The following is a 15,171-nucleotide window of genomic DNA, read 5'->3' as shown; positions in this document are numbered from 1 at the left end:
CAATCGGACAAAAGAAAAGGCCCGCGGGCGGTGCGCCTGCGGGCCTGTTCCGGAATTCTTTTCAGCCGGGTTTAGCCCAGCGCAGCGCGCGCCTGGTCAACCAGGGCCTTGAACGCTTCCGGCTCGCGGATGGCGATGTCGGAGAGGACCTTGCGGTCAACTTCGATGCCAGCCTTGGACAGGCCGTTCATGAAGACCGAATAGGTCATGCCGTGCAGGCGGGCGCCGGCATTGATGCGCTGGATCCACAGGCTGCGGAAATTGCGCTTCTTGGCGCGGCGGTCACGGTAAGCGTATTGACCTGCCTTCTCCACTGCCTGGACAGCCGTGCGGAACTGCTTGCGGCGTGCGCCGTAATAGCCCTTGGCTTTCTTGATGACTTTCTTGTGGCGGGATGCGGTCGCCGGTCCGGATGTAACTCGAGACATATCTGTGTGCTCCTAACTCGGTGCCAGCGGCCTAGAGGCCGTTCGGGATGTACTTTTTGACGATCCGCGCGTCCTGGGCAGACAGGGTCGTCTGGCCGCGCTTGTTACGGATCTGCTTGGGGGTACGCTTGATCATGCCGTGGCGCTTGCCAGCTTGTCCGGCCTTGACCTTGCCCGTGGCGGTGAGCTTGAAGCGCTTTTTGGCGCCGCTCTTGGTCTTCATCTTCGACATTTACATCTCCTTTTCAGGACCGGATTGACCCGGTCCGTTCGATGGGTTCAACGCACGGGCATGTCGATCGGGCCCAATACGCCATTTCTCAAAGAGCGGGCGTTATACGCGGATATTCAGTGATTGCAAGCGCGGATGCGAGTCTAGCGACCCGCAGCGACATCATCCTCGCACATGCCGCAATCTCGCTCGTGCACATGTCCGCGACGGCGACGCTGATTGTAGTTCAATCCGTGCGCGACAGCGACAGTCGTGACACCGGCCAGGGTCAGCAGGGTTTCGATCAGCTCGCTGAACATGTGCGACGCCCCCAGCGCCATCAGACCCAGGCCAACAAGTCCCGCAGCTAGAAGACGCCAGCTGCCGTCAGAGATCTTCACGCCCCAGCCCAGTGCGATGATGGAAACAGGTGCAGCAATGGCAAGCAGGATCAGGTGCCATTCATGAGCCAGGCCGATCTGTTCGGCCAGCCCTGGTGCCAGCAGAGGCGCGGCGACCGCAGCAGCCGGGAAGACCAGACAATGCATCACGCAAACCAGTGACAGGGCGATGCCGCCAATATCGAGATGATTGTTGGACATGCCGTCCGGGTACTCCGCGCTCGCAAGGGAGTGATGATATAGTATAACGCCCTTGTCCTGCCAAGCATCCAGACCGGCCCACGCATGAAAAAAGAGCGGCCCGCACGGAGCCGCTCCTGTTTCACCGATAGGCGACCGGATCAGTCGCGCGTCTGGTCGAAGCCCATTTCGGAAATCTGCAACTCGGCATCGAAGGAATCATCCTCCAGATAGGTACCGACCCAGATATCGTAGACACCGCTTTCCGGGTCTTCGAAGGCGATACCTGGATTGAGGCCGATTGCGTCATCATTGCACACCCATTCACCACTCGGCGTGTTCACAACCAGCGTCGGATCATGGCCGTCTGCATAGGCGGAAATGAAGAGATCGAGTTCGGCAGCCGTGTATTGCAGCTCATAGTCCGGAGCAGCCGAGACAAATCCACGACAAGACCGGTTGGCGCCGGAAGAAGCCTCGACAGATCCACCAGCCAGCAAGTCCAGGCGATGTGGGTCCGGCAGGAAGCCAGCCTCAAGCTCTACCGAGCCATAGTTCGCCTCCAGGCTGAAATCGAGCGTCTCGTCCATTCCGTACTCATCACCGAAAGCCAGTTCGGAAACGTGCAGGGTCGCCGGGATCGGCTCGCGCTCGGAATAGGTGCCGACCCAGATATTGTACATACCGGACTGAGGTTCGTCGAAATGCAGGCCCGGATTGAGATCGCCCGCGCTGTCATCATCACAGTGCCAGCTACCATCCGGGGCGCGGACGACCATCGTGATGTCACCCTCGGAAGAGGCCGAGAGATAAAGATCCAGCATCGCTGCATCATAATCCAGGTTGAAGTCGGGCTGGCTAGTTGTATAGCCGCGGCAGTTCTCACCGATCGCTTCGAAAACATCCTGGTCGCCACCGGCATAGAGCGAGATATTGTGCGGATCCGGAGCGAAACCGGCATCCAGAGACACGCCGCCGTAATTGGGAGTGCCGTTCCACTCGAGCAGTGGCGGACCGGACGTATCACCCAGGAAGCCGAGCTCGGAAACATAGAGCGTCGCATCAACACCCCCGCCGCCGCCAAAGACTCCGCCCCAGACGGCGTAACGTCCCGACTGGGGATCACGGATACGCACTCCCGGATTGAGCTCGCCGGCGGTGTCGTCATCGCAGTGCCACCCACCATCCGGTCCGGCGATGATCAGCGTGGTGTCATCTTCCGACTGCATGGAAACATAGAGATCGAACACATCATTTGCATCATAGTCGATCCAGACATCCGGCTGCTGCGAGATCGAGCCCCAGCACTGGTTCTGGGTAGAGCGCGCGCCATCAACATCACCGCCAACCTGGATGCCCATCGTCCGCGGATCATCGTCAAATCCGGCACGCAGATTCAGTCGCCCGTGGTCCGGCTGCAGCTCCGCATCCGCAGAGCGTGAGAAACGGTTCGACGTATCAAACCCGATCTCGGAGATGTGCAGCTCGCCCGGCGTATAACCATCGCCATATCCCAGCGAGCCAACCCAGACGTCGTACTCACCGGACATCGGGTCGGAGATCGCCACGCCCGGATTCAGACCGTGACCGGTAGCGTCGTCATTGCAATGAAAGCTTCCGTCCGGTGCGCGCACCACCATGGATCCATCCGCATCGGAACCGGCGGCAAAATAGAGCGAGAAAGCACCCGCCTCGTAGTCCAGTGAGAAACTCGGCTGGTGCGTGATGAAACCCGCGCACTGCTGGTCGAGATTGCGTGCAGGGATTGCGCCACCCGCCTGGATGTCGACAGATCGCGGATCACCGGCAAATCCCGCCTCCAGGCGCATGGAGCCATAGGCAGGCTGGGCGTTCCAGTCCTGGGCCGAGGCTGTGCCGCACGCGGCGGCTAGGAATGTCGTGGCGAGTATCCAGTTGCGTAGTTTCATCTGCTCATCTCCCCTGATCGAGCGACATGGTTCACCGGGCAATTTCCGAGACTTTCAGAACTGCCGGAGCGGTGGTGTCGGCCGCATAGCTGCCTACCCAGACGAGGTAGCTGCCCGAATTCGGCCGGGTAAATTCAATGCGCGGATTGGTGCCTTGCCCGCTGTCATCATCACAGTGCCAGGCGTTGTCGGGGCCCAGAATGACGAGCGTAGCATCAATGCCGGAATAAGCGCTGAAGATCAGCGGGAATGACCCCGCATTGTAATAGATCTCGACGCTCGCTTCATCGGTGATATTGCCCGGGCAGGAACTGCGGATCGCGCGGCCGGAATGCACCGGACCACCTGCTTCCAGGTCAAATTCATAAGGATCAGGGGTAAAGCCGGCGGAAAGATAGATCCCACCCCAGCGCGGCGCACGTTCGGCGTCCTGCGCAATGGCAGGCGCGCTGCAGACGATCGAGGCCAGAGCCAACGATGTCAGGCGTGCGATCATAAGTCCCCCTAGGAAACCAATCTGAACATGCTTCCTACCCGTGTGCAATCACCACACACGTGTCAGCAAGGTGAATTCTTGTCGCAGGGTACTGAATTCATCCTGAACATGAACGCCCTCAAAGCGGCCATATTCGGTCAGGAAATGGGCTTGATTGGGTGGGCGCTAGTCCGCCCCGCCCATGGCCCGCAAGGCTTCCAGGGAATTGTCGACATGCGGATAGGGATTACCGTCAGCATAGTGATAGGCAATCGTGGAATCCTGGTCGATCACATAGGTGATACGGCCGGTCCAATTGCCGCCAGGACGCATCCGCGCGTCATAGTCGCTGATCATCTGGTCGTTGACCGCAAAAACCGGAAATGCATCGGCACAGTGCTGGGTGGAGAAGTCGGACAAACGGTCAACATTGCCGGCCGTCAAACCAATCACCTGCGCACCCAGCGTTTCAAACTGCTCGATATTCTCGGCAAAATTCGCCGCCTGCGCTTCACAGCCGGAAGTGAAGGCCGCCGGGAAGAAGAAGGCAACGACCGGGCCGCTCTCCAACGCTTCAGACAGGGTGAAGTTCACCGCCTCACCCGCTTGATATCCTTCGAGCACCAACTCGGGCGCAGCGTCTCCGACATTAAGATCGGCATGAGCAGTGGCGGAAACGGCAATCGCCGCGGCGGAGGCGAGAATAAGAGCGCGCATAATTATCCCTAACTTGCTTGTATGAGTATTTGGAGCGTTGGCCCGCAAAGGCAAGTCTATGGATACTTTTTCAAAGTTTCGATGTGATCCCGATGCAGCCGTTCCGCCCACCCGGTATCAATCAACATCATGAGCTCTTCGGATTTCGCAAACCAACCCAGGCGGGAGTTCCGAGTTTCGTCCCGGTTTCGTGCCTCCCAAGTGATGGCGAGGCTTTTGACAAGACTAGAGACCAATTCATAAACGATCGCGTCCGCATCACCAGATAGAATTTCACGTTCCTGACCGCGTGACCAAGAAGTCAACCGGAACGTACCACCCGTTGCATAAATAGATATGGTCCCATCTCTATAGCCATTGTCCCAATTGAGCTTTCCCAATCCGTCGCGCCCGCTAGGATTGCCTTTTGCATCGCGCCGGAAGTAGTCCTCATCGTCATAAACATACGGCCGCAAAAGCTCAGCGGCAGCGGCGTAAGCCGCCTCAATATCTTCCACACAAGTGGAGTTAGGGTATTTTTGGTAGCGTGAAAGACTTGGAAGATCACTTGGATGGGCAGGCGGGTCTGGACGAAACTCTTTCTTTTCTTCCACAGCTTGCCCCTTGGACGGTTTTCCCTGCCGTCGCGCCATCACAATGACGCCAAGACCAAGAGACAGTAGCACCAACAAGGTCAAGGAAACATACATCAACATGCCGAGCGCCTTAGTTTGTTGGCTTAATTATCGTCCATCTTCAGGGCGGCAATGAAGGCTTCCTGCGGGATGTCGACCTTGCCGAACTGACGCATCTTCTTCTTACCGGCCTTCTGCTTGTCCAGCAGTTTGCGTTTCCGGGTGGCGTCACCACCGTAACACTTGGCCGTCACGTCCTTGCGCATCGCTGCGAGGGTTTCACGGGCAATGATGCGTCCGCCCAGGGCGGCCTGGATCGGGATCTTGAACATGTGGCGCGGGATCAGGTCCTTGAGCTTTTCGCACATGGACCGGCCGCGGGCCTCGGCGCGGGCGCGGTGCACAACCATCGACAGCGCGTCCACCGGCTCGTCATTGACCAGGATGGACATCTTCACCAGCTCGCCGACACGATCATCAATCCACTGATAGTCAAAAGACGCATAACCCTTGGTGACCGATTTCAGACGGTCATAGAAGTCAAAGACGACCTCGTTGAGCGGCAGCTCATAGATCAGCATGGCGCGATTGCCGGCATAGGTCAGCTCGACCTGGACGCCGCGGCGATCCTGGCAGAGCTTCAGCACGCCGCCGAGATATTCGTCCGGCACCAGAATGGTGGCCTTGATCCAAGGTTCGGCAATCGTATCGACCTTGACCGGGTCCGGCATGTCGGCCGGATTGTGCAGATCGATCTCGGTGCCGTCCGTCATGGTCAGCTTGTAGACTACCGACGGAGCCGTCGTGATCAGCTCGATATCGTATTCGCGCTCGAGGCGCTCGCGGATGACTTCCAGGTGCAGCAGGCCCAGGAAACCACAGCGGAAACCGAAGCCCAGCGCCGCCGATGTTTCCATCTCATAGGAGAAGGAGGCGTCATTGAGGGCGAGTTTCTCGATGGCGTCGCGCAAATCCTCGAACTCGGCACTGTCGACCGGGAAGAGACCACAGAAAACCACCGGCTGGGCCGGCTTATATCCTGTCAGGGCCTGGTCGGTCGGGCGCTTGTCGTCGGTGACGGTGTCACCCACGCGCGCATCGCGAACCTGTTTGATCGAGGCATTCAGGAAGCCGATCTCGCCCGGATAGAGCGCATCGAAATTCTCTTTTTTCGGGCGGAAGACACCCACGCCATCCACCGGATAGGCCGCGCCGGTTCCCATCAGGCGCACGCGCATGCCTTTTTTCAGCGTGCCCTCAACGACCCGCACCAGACAGATCACACCCAGATACGGGTCATACCAGCTGTCCACCAGCATCGCCTTGAGCGGCTTGTTCGGGTCACCGGCTTCCGGCGCCGGCAGGCGCTGGACCACGGCCTCGAGAACCTGGTCGATATTCAGGCCCGTCTTGGCGGAGATCTCGACAGCCTCGGAGGCATCCAGGCCGATTACGTCCTCGATCTGGTCCTTGATACGCTCCGGCTCGGCCGCCGGCAGATCGATCTTGTTGAGCACCGGAACGATCTCGTGATCGACCTCGATGGCCTGGTAGACATTGGCCAGCGTCTGCGCCTCGACCCCCTGGGAGGCGTCGACAACTAGCAGCGAGCCCTCACAAGCGGCCAGCGAGCGGTTCACCTCATAGGCAAAATCCACGTGTCCGGGCGTGTCGATCAGGTTGAGCGTATAGGTCTGCCCGTCCTTGGCGGTGTAATCCAGGCGCACGGTCTGCGCCTTGATCGTGATGCCGCGCTCACGCTCGAGCTCCATATTGTCGAGCACCTGCTCCTTCATCTCGCGATCACTCAGTCCACCAGTGAACTGGATCAGGCGGTCAGCCAGGGTCGACTTGCCGTGGTCGATGTGGGCCACGATCGAAAAATTGCGGATAAGGGACGGATCTCTGCTCATGAGGCGCGAAGTAGCACTCACGAGGCCTTTGGCCAAGCGGGATAGGCTGTAAGGCGAACAGCCCTAGCGCTGACGTCCCAGGAAATAGACAGGAAGCCCCAGAATCAGCAGCACGATTCCCCAGCCGATCACTTCCAGTCCGGAGCCCCAGATGGCGAAGGTGGAATACAATGCACCGATCAAGGCCACGACCGCCCAGGCCCGAGCAGAACGCCAACTGTGCTTGATCTCGGCCAGCGCGCTGATCAACAGCGGCGCCAGCGTGCACACCGTGCTCATCATCAACAGGAAGGTGAAGGCTCCAACCAGGCCACGGGAATAATTGGCGACCAGCAGGACCGAACCCAGCACGCTGGACAGGATCAACGCGCCCTGCGGGGAATGTCCGCCATTGAGCTTGCCCAGCCAGGCCGGGGCGAGACGATCCTGTGCCGCAGCAAGCGGCAATTGCCCCGCAGTAAAGATATTCCCGTTCAGCGACCCGGCCGTGGCGATCATGGCACCGATGGCAACCAGGGGCCCGCCCCAGCTGCCCAGTGCCCGCGCAGCATCGGCAAAAGGCGACGTCGAGTTCACCAGTTCGCCGGACGGCACAAGCATCATCACAGCAAGCGTCGAACCGACATAGATCACTGCCGTAAAAATCGTCCCCGTGACCACGGCTCGCGGCAGGGTCTTTTTCGGGTTTTCAACATCACCGGCCGGAATGACGCCGGCCTCCAGGCCTGCAAAGGCCCACATGGTCAACAGCGCAGTCGCGGCCAGGACGGAGAGCAAGGACTCCCCGCTGGGATTGAGAGCAGGCAGGTTCTGCGTTGAGCCCATCGCCATGCCCGCGCCGATAATCAGCAAGAGCGGCAGGAGTTTGAGAAGGGTCATCATCACCTGGACCAGACCGGCCGAACTGACGCCCCGGATCGAGATCAGTGTCAGCGTCCAGATCAGGACCAGCGCCGCGACGCCCTGGCCGACGGCATTCCCGTCCAGCCCCGGCACAAACACCGCCAGATATCCGACAAAAGCAATGGCGATGGCGGGTATGGCGACAAAATACGACGCCCAATGTCCCCAAACGACCAGGAAACCGGTCAGGTCACCGAAATTCTCCCGGGCATAGGTATAGGGACCTCCTGAATGTTCAGTCCGGCCAGCCAGCCGTCCCAGCACCAGGGCCAGGATGATGGACCCGCCCGCCGTCAGTGCCCAGCCGCTCATCGACATCATGCCATAGGGGGCCAGTACGGTGGGCAGCATGAATATGCCCGAGCCGATCATGACGCCGACCGTCAGCGACCAGCACCCCCAGAACCCCAGTGCTGCCTTGCCCTTTTTCGACTCTGACTGTGCCATTTCTCCCCCTAGTCTGCTGCGGCATAGACCTCCCGCAGCAGGTTCTGCCAGTGCCAGACACCGGCTTCCTGGTTCGGGGACAATCGCCCCGGCTGGTAATGCCCGCAGGCCAGGCCCTTCTGCACGTGCTCGCAGATCATGCGGTCCTCGTCCTGCACCTCATCGGAAAACCGGTCGTCTTCATCGGCCCGCTTCTCCGCCCCCGGCGCATAATAAAAGTCGAATTCCACCCGACACTTGTCCGGCCCGTCCGGGATCACCCGATTGCTTTGCATGCGCCCCGGCAGGATGTTGAGCATCGTATTGGGATAGATGAAAAAATAGAGCGCCTCGCCGGCCGCATAGGCCGCTGTCTCCGCGTCGATCGGCGAACGTTGCAGCGACCAGAAACGCGCCAGCTCGGTCTTGTACTCCGGATAGGACACAATCTGGGTCAGGCCCGGATGCACAAAGGGCAGGTGATACCCTTCCAGGTAATTGTCGACATAGACCTTCCAGTTCGCATCCACCGAATAGACGCGCTGATGGTGGTGACGCATGTCCAGCAGGCGGTCTTCCGGCACCAGGTCCGCGATCCCGGCCATGACATCCTCGAACGCCTCACCCTCGCCCACCCGGGCGAAAACCATGCCGCCCCACTCACGCACCTCGATCGTGGCCAGGCGAATATCGGAGTGATTGAACCCCTCCGCATTTTGCATTTCCGGCGCCGTTTTCAGCTGTCCCTGCAGGTCATAGGCCCAGCCATGATAGGCACAGCGCAGGCGTTTCGCGCCCTTGCCGTCACACAGCGCCAGCGGGCCGGCGCGATGGCGGCAGACATTGATGAAACCGTTGAGCTTTCCCGTCTCGTCTCGTACCAGGATGACCGGCACCCCGCCGATCTCGCGCACCACATGATCACCACGCTCCGCCACTGCGCTGACCGGGGCAATCACCTGCCAGGCGGGAGCCAGGACCTGTTTTTGGTCAAAAGCCAGCCAGTCCTCGCCGAGATAGTGTTTCGGGTCGAGGGCCCGGGCAGTGGTCAGACCGGGCCGCGGTCGGGCGGTGAAATCATCCATCCCCCAGCGGTAGGCCCCGGGCGTGTGTCGGTCAACTCCTTCGCCAAGGTCGCGATGGCGCTTCCCCGGGCCAAAACCCCGGATTCAAAGCCGGATTCGCGATAGCGATTCTGTGCTTGACTCTTTGTTCCGAGATGAGAACATAAAAAGAACATCGATTATGGATTGGAACATGCGATCTGCGTCTTCACGCCGAAAAGGGCGGCCGCAGCTGGACCAGCTGCGCGCCAAAATCCGGGACATTGCGCCCGGGGCCCTGCCTGCCATGCCCGCCCCTCCAGGCGTGCAGGGACAGGCCTCGGGAGAGGTGCGCGAACTGATCAATCTGCAATCGGGCCTGCACGAGATCTGTCCACAGGACTATCTCGACACGCCATCGGCCCTGGCGGTCCAGACCGGGTTTTTCTCCCAGGCCCTGCGTCGCCATGAAAGCGCCCGCCCCATCGTCTGGGTACGGCGCACGGGCGGGCGCAGCCAGGATTTTGGCCAGCCCTATCCGCTGGCCCTGAAACAATGGGGCCTGCCCCCGGAACGCATTCTCCTGGTCGAGACAAGCGAGGTCACTGACTCGCTCTGGGCCATGGAGGAAGCCCTCAATTCCGGAGCCTGGCTGATGGGCGAGATCGGGGCGGAACACCGTTACGATCTGACCGCCTCGAAACGATTGCACATGGCCGCACAGGCACGCGGGGCGCTCGCCCTCATCCTGCGGTCACATGACCGGGTCCAGCCCAGCGCGGCGCTGACCCGGTGGCGAATTTCCGCCCGGCCCTCACTGGCTGAGGCCTGGCGGGGGGCGACAGGTTTGCCCGGCATGGGAGCTCCATGTTTCCGGGCGCAATTGGAACGGGTTCGGGGCGGCCCGCCGAGAAACTTTGATATCGAGTGGAAACATGCGGCGTTTCATGTCCTTGAGCCTGCCCCGCTGGCCAACAGACCGGCGACAGATCTCCCCCCAGCACCAGCGCAGCGCCAGATCGCCTGACGCTCCCTATGCGCTGGTGCACACCACAACAGGCGGCGAACGCCTCTACGCCCTCAATGCGGCTGCCAGTGCAGCCGGGCTGAGACGCGGACAGGCTGTCGCCGACGCCAAATCCCTGGAACCGGGCCTGCAGGTGGAAAGCGCCTCCCCGGCGTTGGACAAACGCCTCCTGCAGGCCCTGGCCCGGGCCTGTGGCCGCTGGTCCCCCTGGACGGCTCCGGACCCGGGCCTGCCCGGTGAAGACGGCATATTGCTGGATATCACCGGCTGCGCCCGCCTGTTTGGCGGCGAGGAAAAACTGGTCGCCGCTACGCTCGAGGCCGTTCGGGAACAGGGTTATATCGCCTATGCGGCGGCGGCCCCGACCCTCGGCCTGGCCTGGGGGCTGGCGCGTTATGCGGCCCGCCGGGAGAGCTCCGGCCTCATCATCACCGATACGGTCAGCGAACCGCTCAACGCCCTTCCGGTCGAAGCCCTGCGTATCGGCCCGATGGCCGACCAACTCCGCCGTTTCGGGCTCAAACGTGTCGGCGACCTGGCCGGCCTGCCACGGGCCAGCCTGGCCCGGCGGTTTGGCCGAGAGCTGGTCTCCCGCCTCGACCAGGCTCGCGGGCTGGACGAGGAAGTGCTCAGCCCGCTACAGCCCCGCACACACTATCGTGCCCGGCTGCGTTTCCCCGAGGCCCTGCTCCTGCTCGACAGCATCAAACAGACCGTGCGCGAAACCGCCAACACGCTGTGCGAACAACTCGATGCCCATGGCCGGGGCCTGCGCCGCGCCGAACTCAATCTCTACCGGGTGGATGGCAAGATACTCCTGCTCAGCCTGGGCACGGCCGCGCCCGCCCGCGACCCGGCCCATATCACCCGCCTGTTCAGCGAAAAACTCGATCGCGCCGAGATTGATATCGGGTTTGGCATTGATGTCGTGGAATTGCGCGCCAGCGAAACCACCGCGCTCAACACCCATCAATCGGGCTTGCTGGACAGTGATGAAATGGCGCCGGACACGATGGCACGCCTGACCGATCGTCTCGTCGTGCGCCTGGGAGATGATCAAGTCCAGCGTGCGGCCCGGCGGGAAAGCCATATCCCCGAGCGCGCCGCGGGTTGGCGCCAGAATTCCGGTCCCGGGTCTGCCATCGTCCCTCATGCAGGCACCGCCCGTGCGCCTGGCGGCACGGCCCTTGCCGTGCGCGACAACACACCCGTACCGGCGCTCACAGGCCCGGAAAGCGAGGTTGATCCGGATCGCCCCCTGCTCATCCTCGCCCGGCCGGAACCGGCCCAGGCCGTCGCCGAAATCCCCGATGGTCCACCGCGCAGCTTCATCTGGCGCCGGGTCCGCCATCTCGTCCACCGTGCCGAGGGCCCGGAACGTCTCGCTCCGGAGTGGTGGCGCGACCAGCTCTCTCCCCGTTCGCGTGATTATTTCCGTGTGGAAACCCGCGAAGGCCGCCGTTTCTGGCTCTACCGCGAAGGCCTGTTCGGTCTGGAAACCACGAGCCCGGAATGGTTCGTCCACGGGGCGTCGTGATGCCTGATGCCGCCGAAATTCTCGCCTGTTCCAACTTTACCTTCCTGACCGGGGCCTCGCATGCCGATGAAATGGTCGCGCAGGCCGCGGCCCTGGGTCTCAGCGCCATCGGCATTGCCGACCGCAACAGTTTCGCCGGCATCGTGCGGGCCCATCTCGCGGCGCGCGATGCGGGCATCAAACTCCTGGTCGGGGTGCGCCTGGTCACGGTGTGCGGTTTCGAGGCCGTTGCCTATCCGCGCGACCGCGAGGCCTATGGCCGCCTGACCCGCATGCTGACCGACGCCAATTTCCGCTCCGTGAAAGGCCAGTGCGATCTCTGGCTGGACGATATCATCCGCGTGTCCGACGGCCAGATACTGCTGATCATCCCGCCACGCGAGAGCGAGCTGGACTGGCAGGACAAGACCGCCACCTTTCTCGCCGCCCTCCAGGACCGTGCCGCCCTGGCCCTGACCCGCTGGTTTGACGGCCGCGATGGCCGCCGCCTTTATGAGCTCACCCGCCTGGCCCGCGACTGGGACATTCCCACCATCGCCACCACGGATGCGCGTTTCCACGCCCCGGGCCGAAAACCCCTGGCCGATGTGGTCACCTGTATCCGCGAACACGTGTCTATCAAGCGCGCCGGCTTTGCTCTCGCCGCCAATGCCGAACGCCACCTCAAACCCCCGCACGAACTCTACCGGATCTTCCAGGGATATGAGGACGCTGTTGCCCGCAGCCTGGCCCTGGCCGAGGAGATCAACTTCTCTCTCGACGAGTTGGTCTATCAATATCCCGACGAAGTGATCGGTGCAGGCGAGACGCCCATGCAGACCCTGCGTCGCCTGACTCGTGACGGAATGGAAATGCGCTACCCCGCCGGCCCGCCCGGCAAGATCGCCCGGGCCGTGAAACAGGAACTCCAGCTGATCGACCAGCTCGATTACGCGCCCTATTTCCTCACCGTCTATGACATTGTGCGTTTTGCCCGCAGCCAGGGAATTTTATGCCAGGGGCGCGGATCGGCTGCCAATTCCGCCGTTTGCTACATTATCGGCATTACCGAGGTCGACCCGGCGCGCATTGACCTTCTCTTCGAGCGTTTCGTGTCCGCCGAACGCGGCGAACCGCCTGATATCGATGTCGATTTCGAGCACGAGCGGCGCGAGGAAGTCATCCAGTATGTCTATGAAAAGTATGGCCGTCGCCGGGCGGCCATGACGGCGACCGTGAATTGTTATCGCCCGCGCGGTGCCATTCGCGAAGTGGGCAAGGTCTTCGGCCTGTCCGGTGACATCATCTCCGCCCTCTCCAAGACGCTGTGGGGCTGGCACAGTGACGATCTGACCGATGACCGTATTCGCGACGAGCTGGGCCTGGATCCCGAGGCAGACGAGATCCGCCAGACCCTGCGTTATGCCCGCGAGCTGATGGGGTTTCCACGCCATCTCTCCCAGCACCCCGGCGGGTTTGTCATGACCCAGGGCCGGCTGGACGAGATCGTGCCCCTGCACAATGCCGCCATGCCGGACCGCACGGTGCTGGAATGGGACAAGGAGGATATCGACGCGCTTGGCCTGATGAAGGTGGATGTGCTGGGCCTGGGCATGCTGACCTGTGTCGCCCGCGCCATGGAGATGATCCGCACCGTCTATCAGCGCCCGCTGGAGGTCAGCGATATCCCGCCCGAGGATCCGGCTGTTTACGACATGATCTGCAAGGCCGACACGGTCGGCGTCTTCCAGATCGAGAGCCGGGCCCAGATGACCATGTTGCCGCGGCTCAAACCACGTAATTTCTACGACCTGGTCATCGAGGTCGCCATTGTCCGGCCCGGCCCCATCCAGGGCGACATGGTCCACCCCTATCTGCGCCGCCGCGACGGGCTCGAGACGGTGGAATTCCCCTCTACCGAACTCGAGCAGGTGCTGGGCAAGACACTCGGCGTGCCGCTTTTCCAGGAACAGGCCATGCGTATCGCCATCGTCGCCGCCGGTTTCACCCCGGCCGAGTCCGACAAGCTGCGCCGCTCAATGGCCGCGTTTCGGCGGTCCGGAACCATCCATGAAATGGGCCGCAAACTCGTCGCCGGCATGATCGCCAACGGGTATGAGCCAGACTTTGCGGAACGCTGTTTCAAACAGCTCGAAGGTTTTGGCGAATACGGTTTCCCGGAGAGCCATGCTGCCAGTTTTGCCCTGATCGTCTATGTTTCCTGCTGGCTGAAACGTTATTTTCCAGACGTTTTCCTGGCCGCTCTTCTCAATTCCCAGCCCATGGGGTTTTACGCGCCGGCCCAGCTGGTGCGTGATGCCCGCGATCATGGTGTTGAAGTAAGGCCGCCTGACATCAATCACTCTGACTGGGACTGCACGCTGGAGGCCTGCCAGCCCCCCTCATCCCATCGGCGCCTGCCCTTTGCCATGCCCACCGGTGAAGGCGGCGGGCGGTTTGCGGTGCGCCTGGGCCTGCGCCAGATCAAGGGTTTGAAAGAACCCATGGCCGCCCGCCTCATTGCCGCCCGCCAGGACGGTGGCGCATTCAACAGCGTGTCCGACCTGACCCGCCGGGCCCGGCTGGATCGCGGCACGATCGACCGGCTTGCCCAGGCCGACGCCTTTGGCTCTGTCGCGCTGGACCGCCGCAAGGCCAGCTGGTCCGCCCTCGCCCAGGCCGGCAAACCCCTGCCCCTGTTTGAACAGGCCGAGGATTATGGCGCTGAGAACCCGGTCGAATTGCCCCGGCTCTCGCTGGCTGAGAATGTCGCCCAGGACTATTCCAGCCTGCGTCTCTCCCTGAAGGCACACCCGATCAGCTTTTTCCGCAAGGAGTTCGAGGAGAAGGGCTTTTTACGCGCCGACCAACTCGCTGACCGGCGTGATGGCAGCTGGGTCAGCGTCGCAGGGCTCGTCCTGGTCCGCCAGCGTCCGGGCTCAGCCAGTGGCGTCATCTTCGCCACGCTGGAAGACGAGACCGGTGTCGCCAATGTCATTGTCTGGCCCAAGACCTTTGAACGCCACCGCAAGACCGTCATGGCCGCCAAGCTGTTGACGGTAACCGGCCGCCTGCAGAAGGAAGGCCAGGTCACCCATCTCGTCTCCCACCGGCTCGACGATCAGAGCTGGCGCCTGGCCGCCCTCGCCGAGGGCGGCGAATTCACCGAGGCCACCGCTCATGCCGACGAGATCAACCGCCCCCAGGCCGACCCCCGCACTGTCGCTCTCTATCGCCGGGTCATGCGCGGCGAACGCCTCGAAGACATCCTGCCCAAAAGCCGGGATTTCCACTGAGACCGGTCAGAAACACAGAAAGGACGCAGCAAGACCAGTCACTGCAAACGCCCTAATCGTTAACCGGCCCCGCTATTGCAAAGGATTTGTTAA

The 15,171-nt window shown here is 61.8% G+C and carries 13 protein-coding genes; 3 read left to right on the top strand and 10 right to left on the bottom strand.

The window, feature by feature from the left end; genetic code table 11:
- Window positions 1–71 precede the first annotated feature (71 nt).
- The 10 genes from rplT to JJ889_RS02875 form a co-directional block, all read right to left on the bottom strand.
- The gene (rplT, locus tag JJ889_RS02920) at window positions 72–428 is read right to left on the bottom strand and encodes a 50S ribosomal protein L20 (protein WP_291891395.1); all 357 of its coding nucleotides are present in this window, start codon (window positions 426–428) and stop codon (window positions 72–74) included.
- A 31-nt stretch (window positions 429–459) separates the two neighbouring features.
- Complete coding sequence (gene rpmI / locus JJ889_RS02915; protein ID WP_291891393.1) at window positions 460–660, bottom strand: 50S ribosomal protein L35; 201 nt, start codon at window positions 658–660, stop codon at window positions 460–462.
- A 143-nt stretch (window positions 661–803) separates the two neighbouring features.
- Window positions 804–1,241: a MerC domain-containing protein gene (locus JJ889_RS02910; protein WP_291891391.1), complete on the bottom strand. Its 438-nt coding sequence runs from the start codon at window positions 1,239–1,241 to the stop codon at window positions 804–806.
- 140 nt (window positions 1,242–1,381) lie between these two features.
- A complete protein-coding gene (locus JJ889_RS02905) occupies window positions 1,382–3,148 on the bottom strand; it encodes a hypothetical protein (RefSeq protein ID WP_291891389.1) in 1,767 nt (588 codons plus the stop codon).
- Window positions 3,149–3,179: 31 nt separating this feature from the next.
- A complete protein-coding gene (locus tag JJ889_RS02900; protein ID WP_291891387.1) occupies window positions 3,180–3,644 on the bottom strand; it encodes a peptidase S1 in 465 nt (154 codons plus the stop codon).
- A 165-nt stretch (window positions 3,645–3,809) separates the two neighbouring features.
- Window positions 3,810–4,340, bottom strand: coding sequence for a peroxiredoxin (locus JJ889_RS02895; RefSeq protein WP_291891385.1), 531 nt, complete (start codon window positions 4,338–4,340; stop codon window positions 3,810–3,812).
- A 56-nt stretch (window positions 4,341–4,396) separates the two neighbouring features.
- Window positions 4,397–5,035 (bottom strand): hypothetical protein, encoded by a 639-nt coding sequence (locus tag JJ889_RS02890; protein ID WP_291891383.1) that lies wholly within the window; start codon window positions 5,033–5,035, stop codon window positions 4,397–4,399.
- Window positions 5,036–5,058: 23 nt separating this feature from the next.
- Window positions 5,059–6,867: a translation elongation factor 4 gene (gene lepA / locus JJ889_RS02885; RefSeq protein ID WP_291891381.1), complete on the bottom strand. Its 1,809-nt coding sequence runs from the start codon at window positions 6,865–6,867 to the stop codon at window positions 5,059–5,061.
- Between the two features lie 63 nt (window positions 6,868–6,930).
- Entirely contained in the window at window positions 6,931–8,217 is a 1,287-nt protein-coding gene (locus JJ889_RS02880; protein ID WP_291891378.1) for an amino acid permease, read from the bottom strand.
- An 8-nt stretch (window positions 8,218–8,225) separates the two neighbouring features.
- A complete protein-coding gene (locus JJ889_RS02875) occupies window positions 8,226–9,281 on the bottom strand; it encodes an SRPBCC family protein (RefSeq protein WP_291891376.1) in 1,056 nt (351 codons plus the stop codon).
- Window positions 9,282–9,453: 172 nt separating this feature from the next.
- Here JJ889_RS02875 and JJ889_RS02870 point away from each other — a divergent pair, with 172 nt between their 5' ends.
- Genes JJ889_RS02870 through JJ889_RS02860 form a run of 3 tightly spaced genes read left to right on the top strand, consistent with a single transcriptional unit; the run spans window position 9,454 to window position 15,078 of the window.
- The gene (locus JJ889_RS02870) at window positions 9,454–10,266 is read left to right on the top strand and encodes a hypothetical protein (RefSeq protein WP_291891374.1); all 813 of its coding nucleotides are present in this window, start codon (window positions 9,454–9,456) and stop codon (window positions 10,264–10,266) included.
- Entirely contained in the window at window positions 10,175–11,803 is a 1,629-nt protein-coding gene (locus tag JJ889_RS02865; RefSeq protein ID WP_291891373.1) for a DUF6504 family protein, read from the top strand. Before JJ889_RS02870 ends, JJ889_RS02865 begins: the two co-directional genes overlap by 92 nt.
- Window positions 11,803–15,078, top strand: a complete 3,276-nt coding sequence (locus JJ889_RS02860) for an error-prone DNA polymerase (protein ID WP_291891370.1) — start codon at window positions 11,803–11,805, stop codon at window positions 15,076–15,078. The genes JJ889_RS02865 and JJ889_RS02860 overlap by 1 nt, the downstream gene beginning before the upstream one ends.
- Window positions 15,079–15,171 lie beyond the last annotated feature (93 nt).

Origin of the sequence: Maricaulis sp. (genome assembly GCF_017643475.1) — a bacterium.
Lineage (GTDB): Bacteria > Pseudomonadota > Alphaproteobacteria > Caulobacterales > Maricaulaceae > Maricaulis.
This window is presented reverse-complemented; position numbering and strand designations above follow the sequence as displayed.

Excerpts from the sequence above, each read along its gene's own strand:
- rpmI (WP_291891393.1), bottom strand. The coding sequence starts at position 660 with ATGTCGAAGATGAAGACCAAGAGCGGCGCCAAAAAGCGCTTCAAGCTC.
- JJ889_RS02875 (WP_291891376.1), bottom strand. The coding sequence starts at position 9,281 with ATGGATGATTTCACCGCCCGACCGCGGCCCGGTCTGACCACTGCCCGG.
- JJ889_RS02900 (WP_291891387.1), bottom strand. The coding sequence starts at position 3,644 with ATGATCGCACGCCTGACATCGTTGGCTCTGGCCTCGATCGTCTGCAGC.
- JJ889_RS02910 (WP_291891391.1), bottom strand. The coding sequence starts at position 1,241 with ATGTCCAACAATCATCTCGATATTGGCGGCATCGCCCTGTCACTGGTT.
- rplT (WP_291891395.1), bottom strand. The coding sequence starts at position 428 with ATGTCTCGAGTTACATCCGGACCGGCGACCGCATCCCGCCACAAGAAA.
- lepA (WP_291891381.1), bottom strand. The coding sequence starts at position 6,867 with ATGAGCAGAGATCCGTCCCTTATCCGCAATTTTTCGATCGTGGCCCAC.
- JJ889_RS02870 (WP_291891374.1), top strand. The coding sequence starts at position 9,454 with ATGCGATCTGCGTCTTCACGCCGAAAAGGGCGGCCGCAGCTGGACCAG.
- JJ889_RS02880 (WP_291891378.1), bottom strand. The coding sequence starts at position 8,217 with ATGGCACAGTCAGAGTCGAAAAAGGGCAAGGCAGCACTGGGGTTCTGG.
- JJ889_RS02895 (WP_291891385.1), bottom strand. The coding sequence starts at position 4,340 with ATGCGCGCTCTTATTCTCGCCTCCGCCGCGGCGATTGCCGTTTCCGCC.
- JJ889_RS02890 (WP_291891383.1), bottom strand. The coding sequence starts at position 5,035 with ATGTTGATGTATGTTTCCTTGACCTTGTTGGTGCTACTGTCTCTTGGT.
- JJ889_RS02865 (WP_291891373.1), top strand. The coding sequence starts at position 10,175 with ATGCGGCGTTTCATGTCCTTGAGCCTGCCCCGCTGGCCAACAGACCGG.
- JJ889_RS02860 (WP_291891370.1), top strand. The coding sequence starts at position 11,803 with ATGCCTGATGCCGCCGAAATTCTCGCCTGTTCCAACTTTACCTTCCTG.
- JJ889_RS02905 (WP_291891389.1), bottom strand. The coding sequence starts at position 3,148 with ATGAAACTACGCAACTGGATACTCGCCACGACATTCCTAGCCGCCGCG.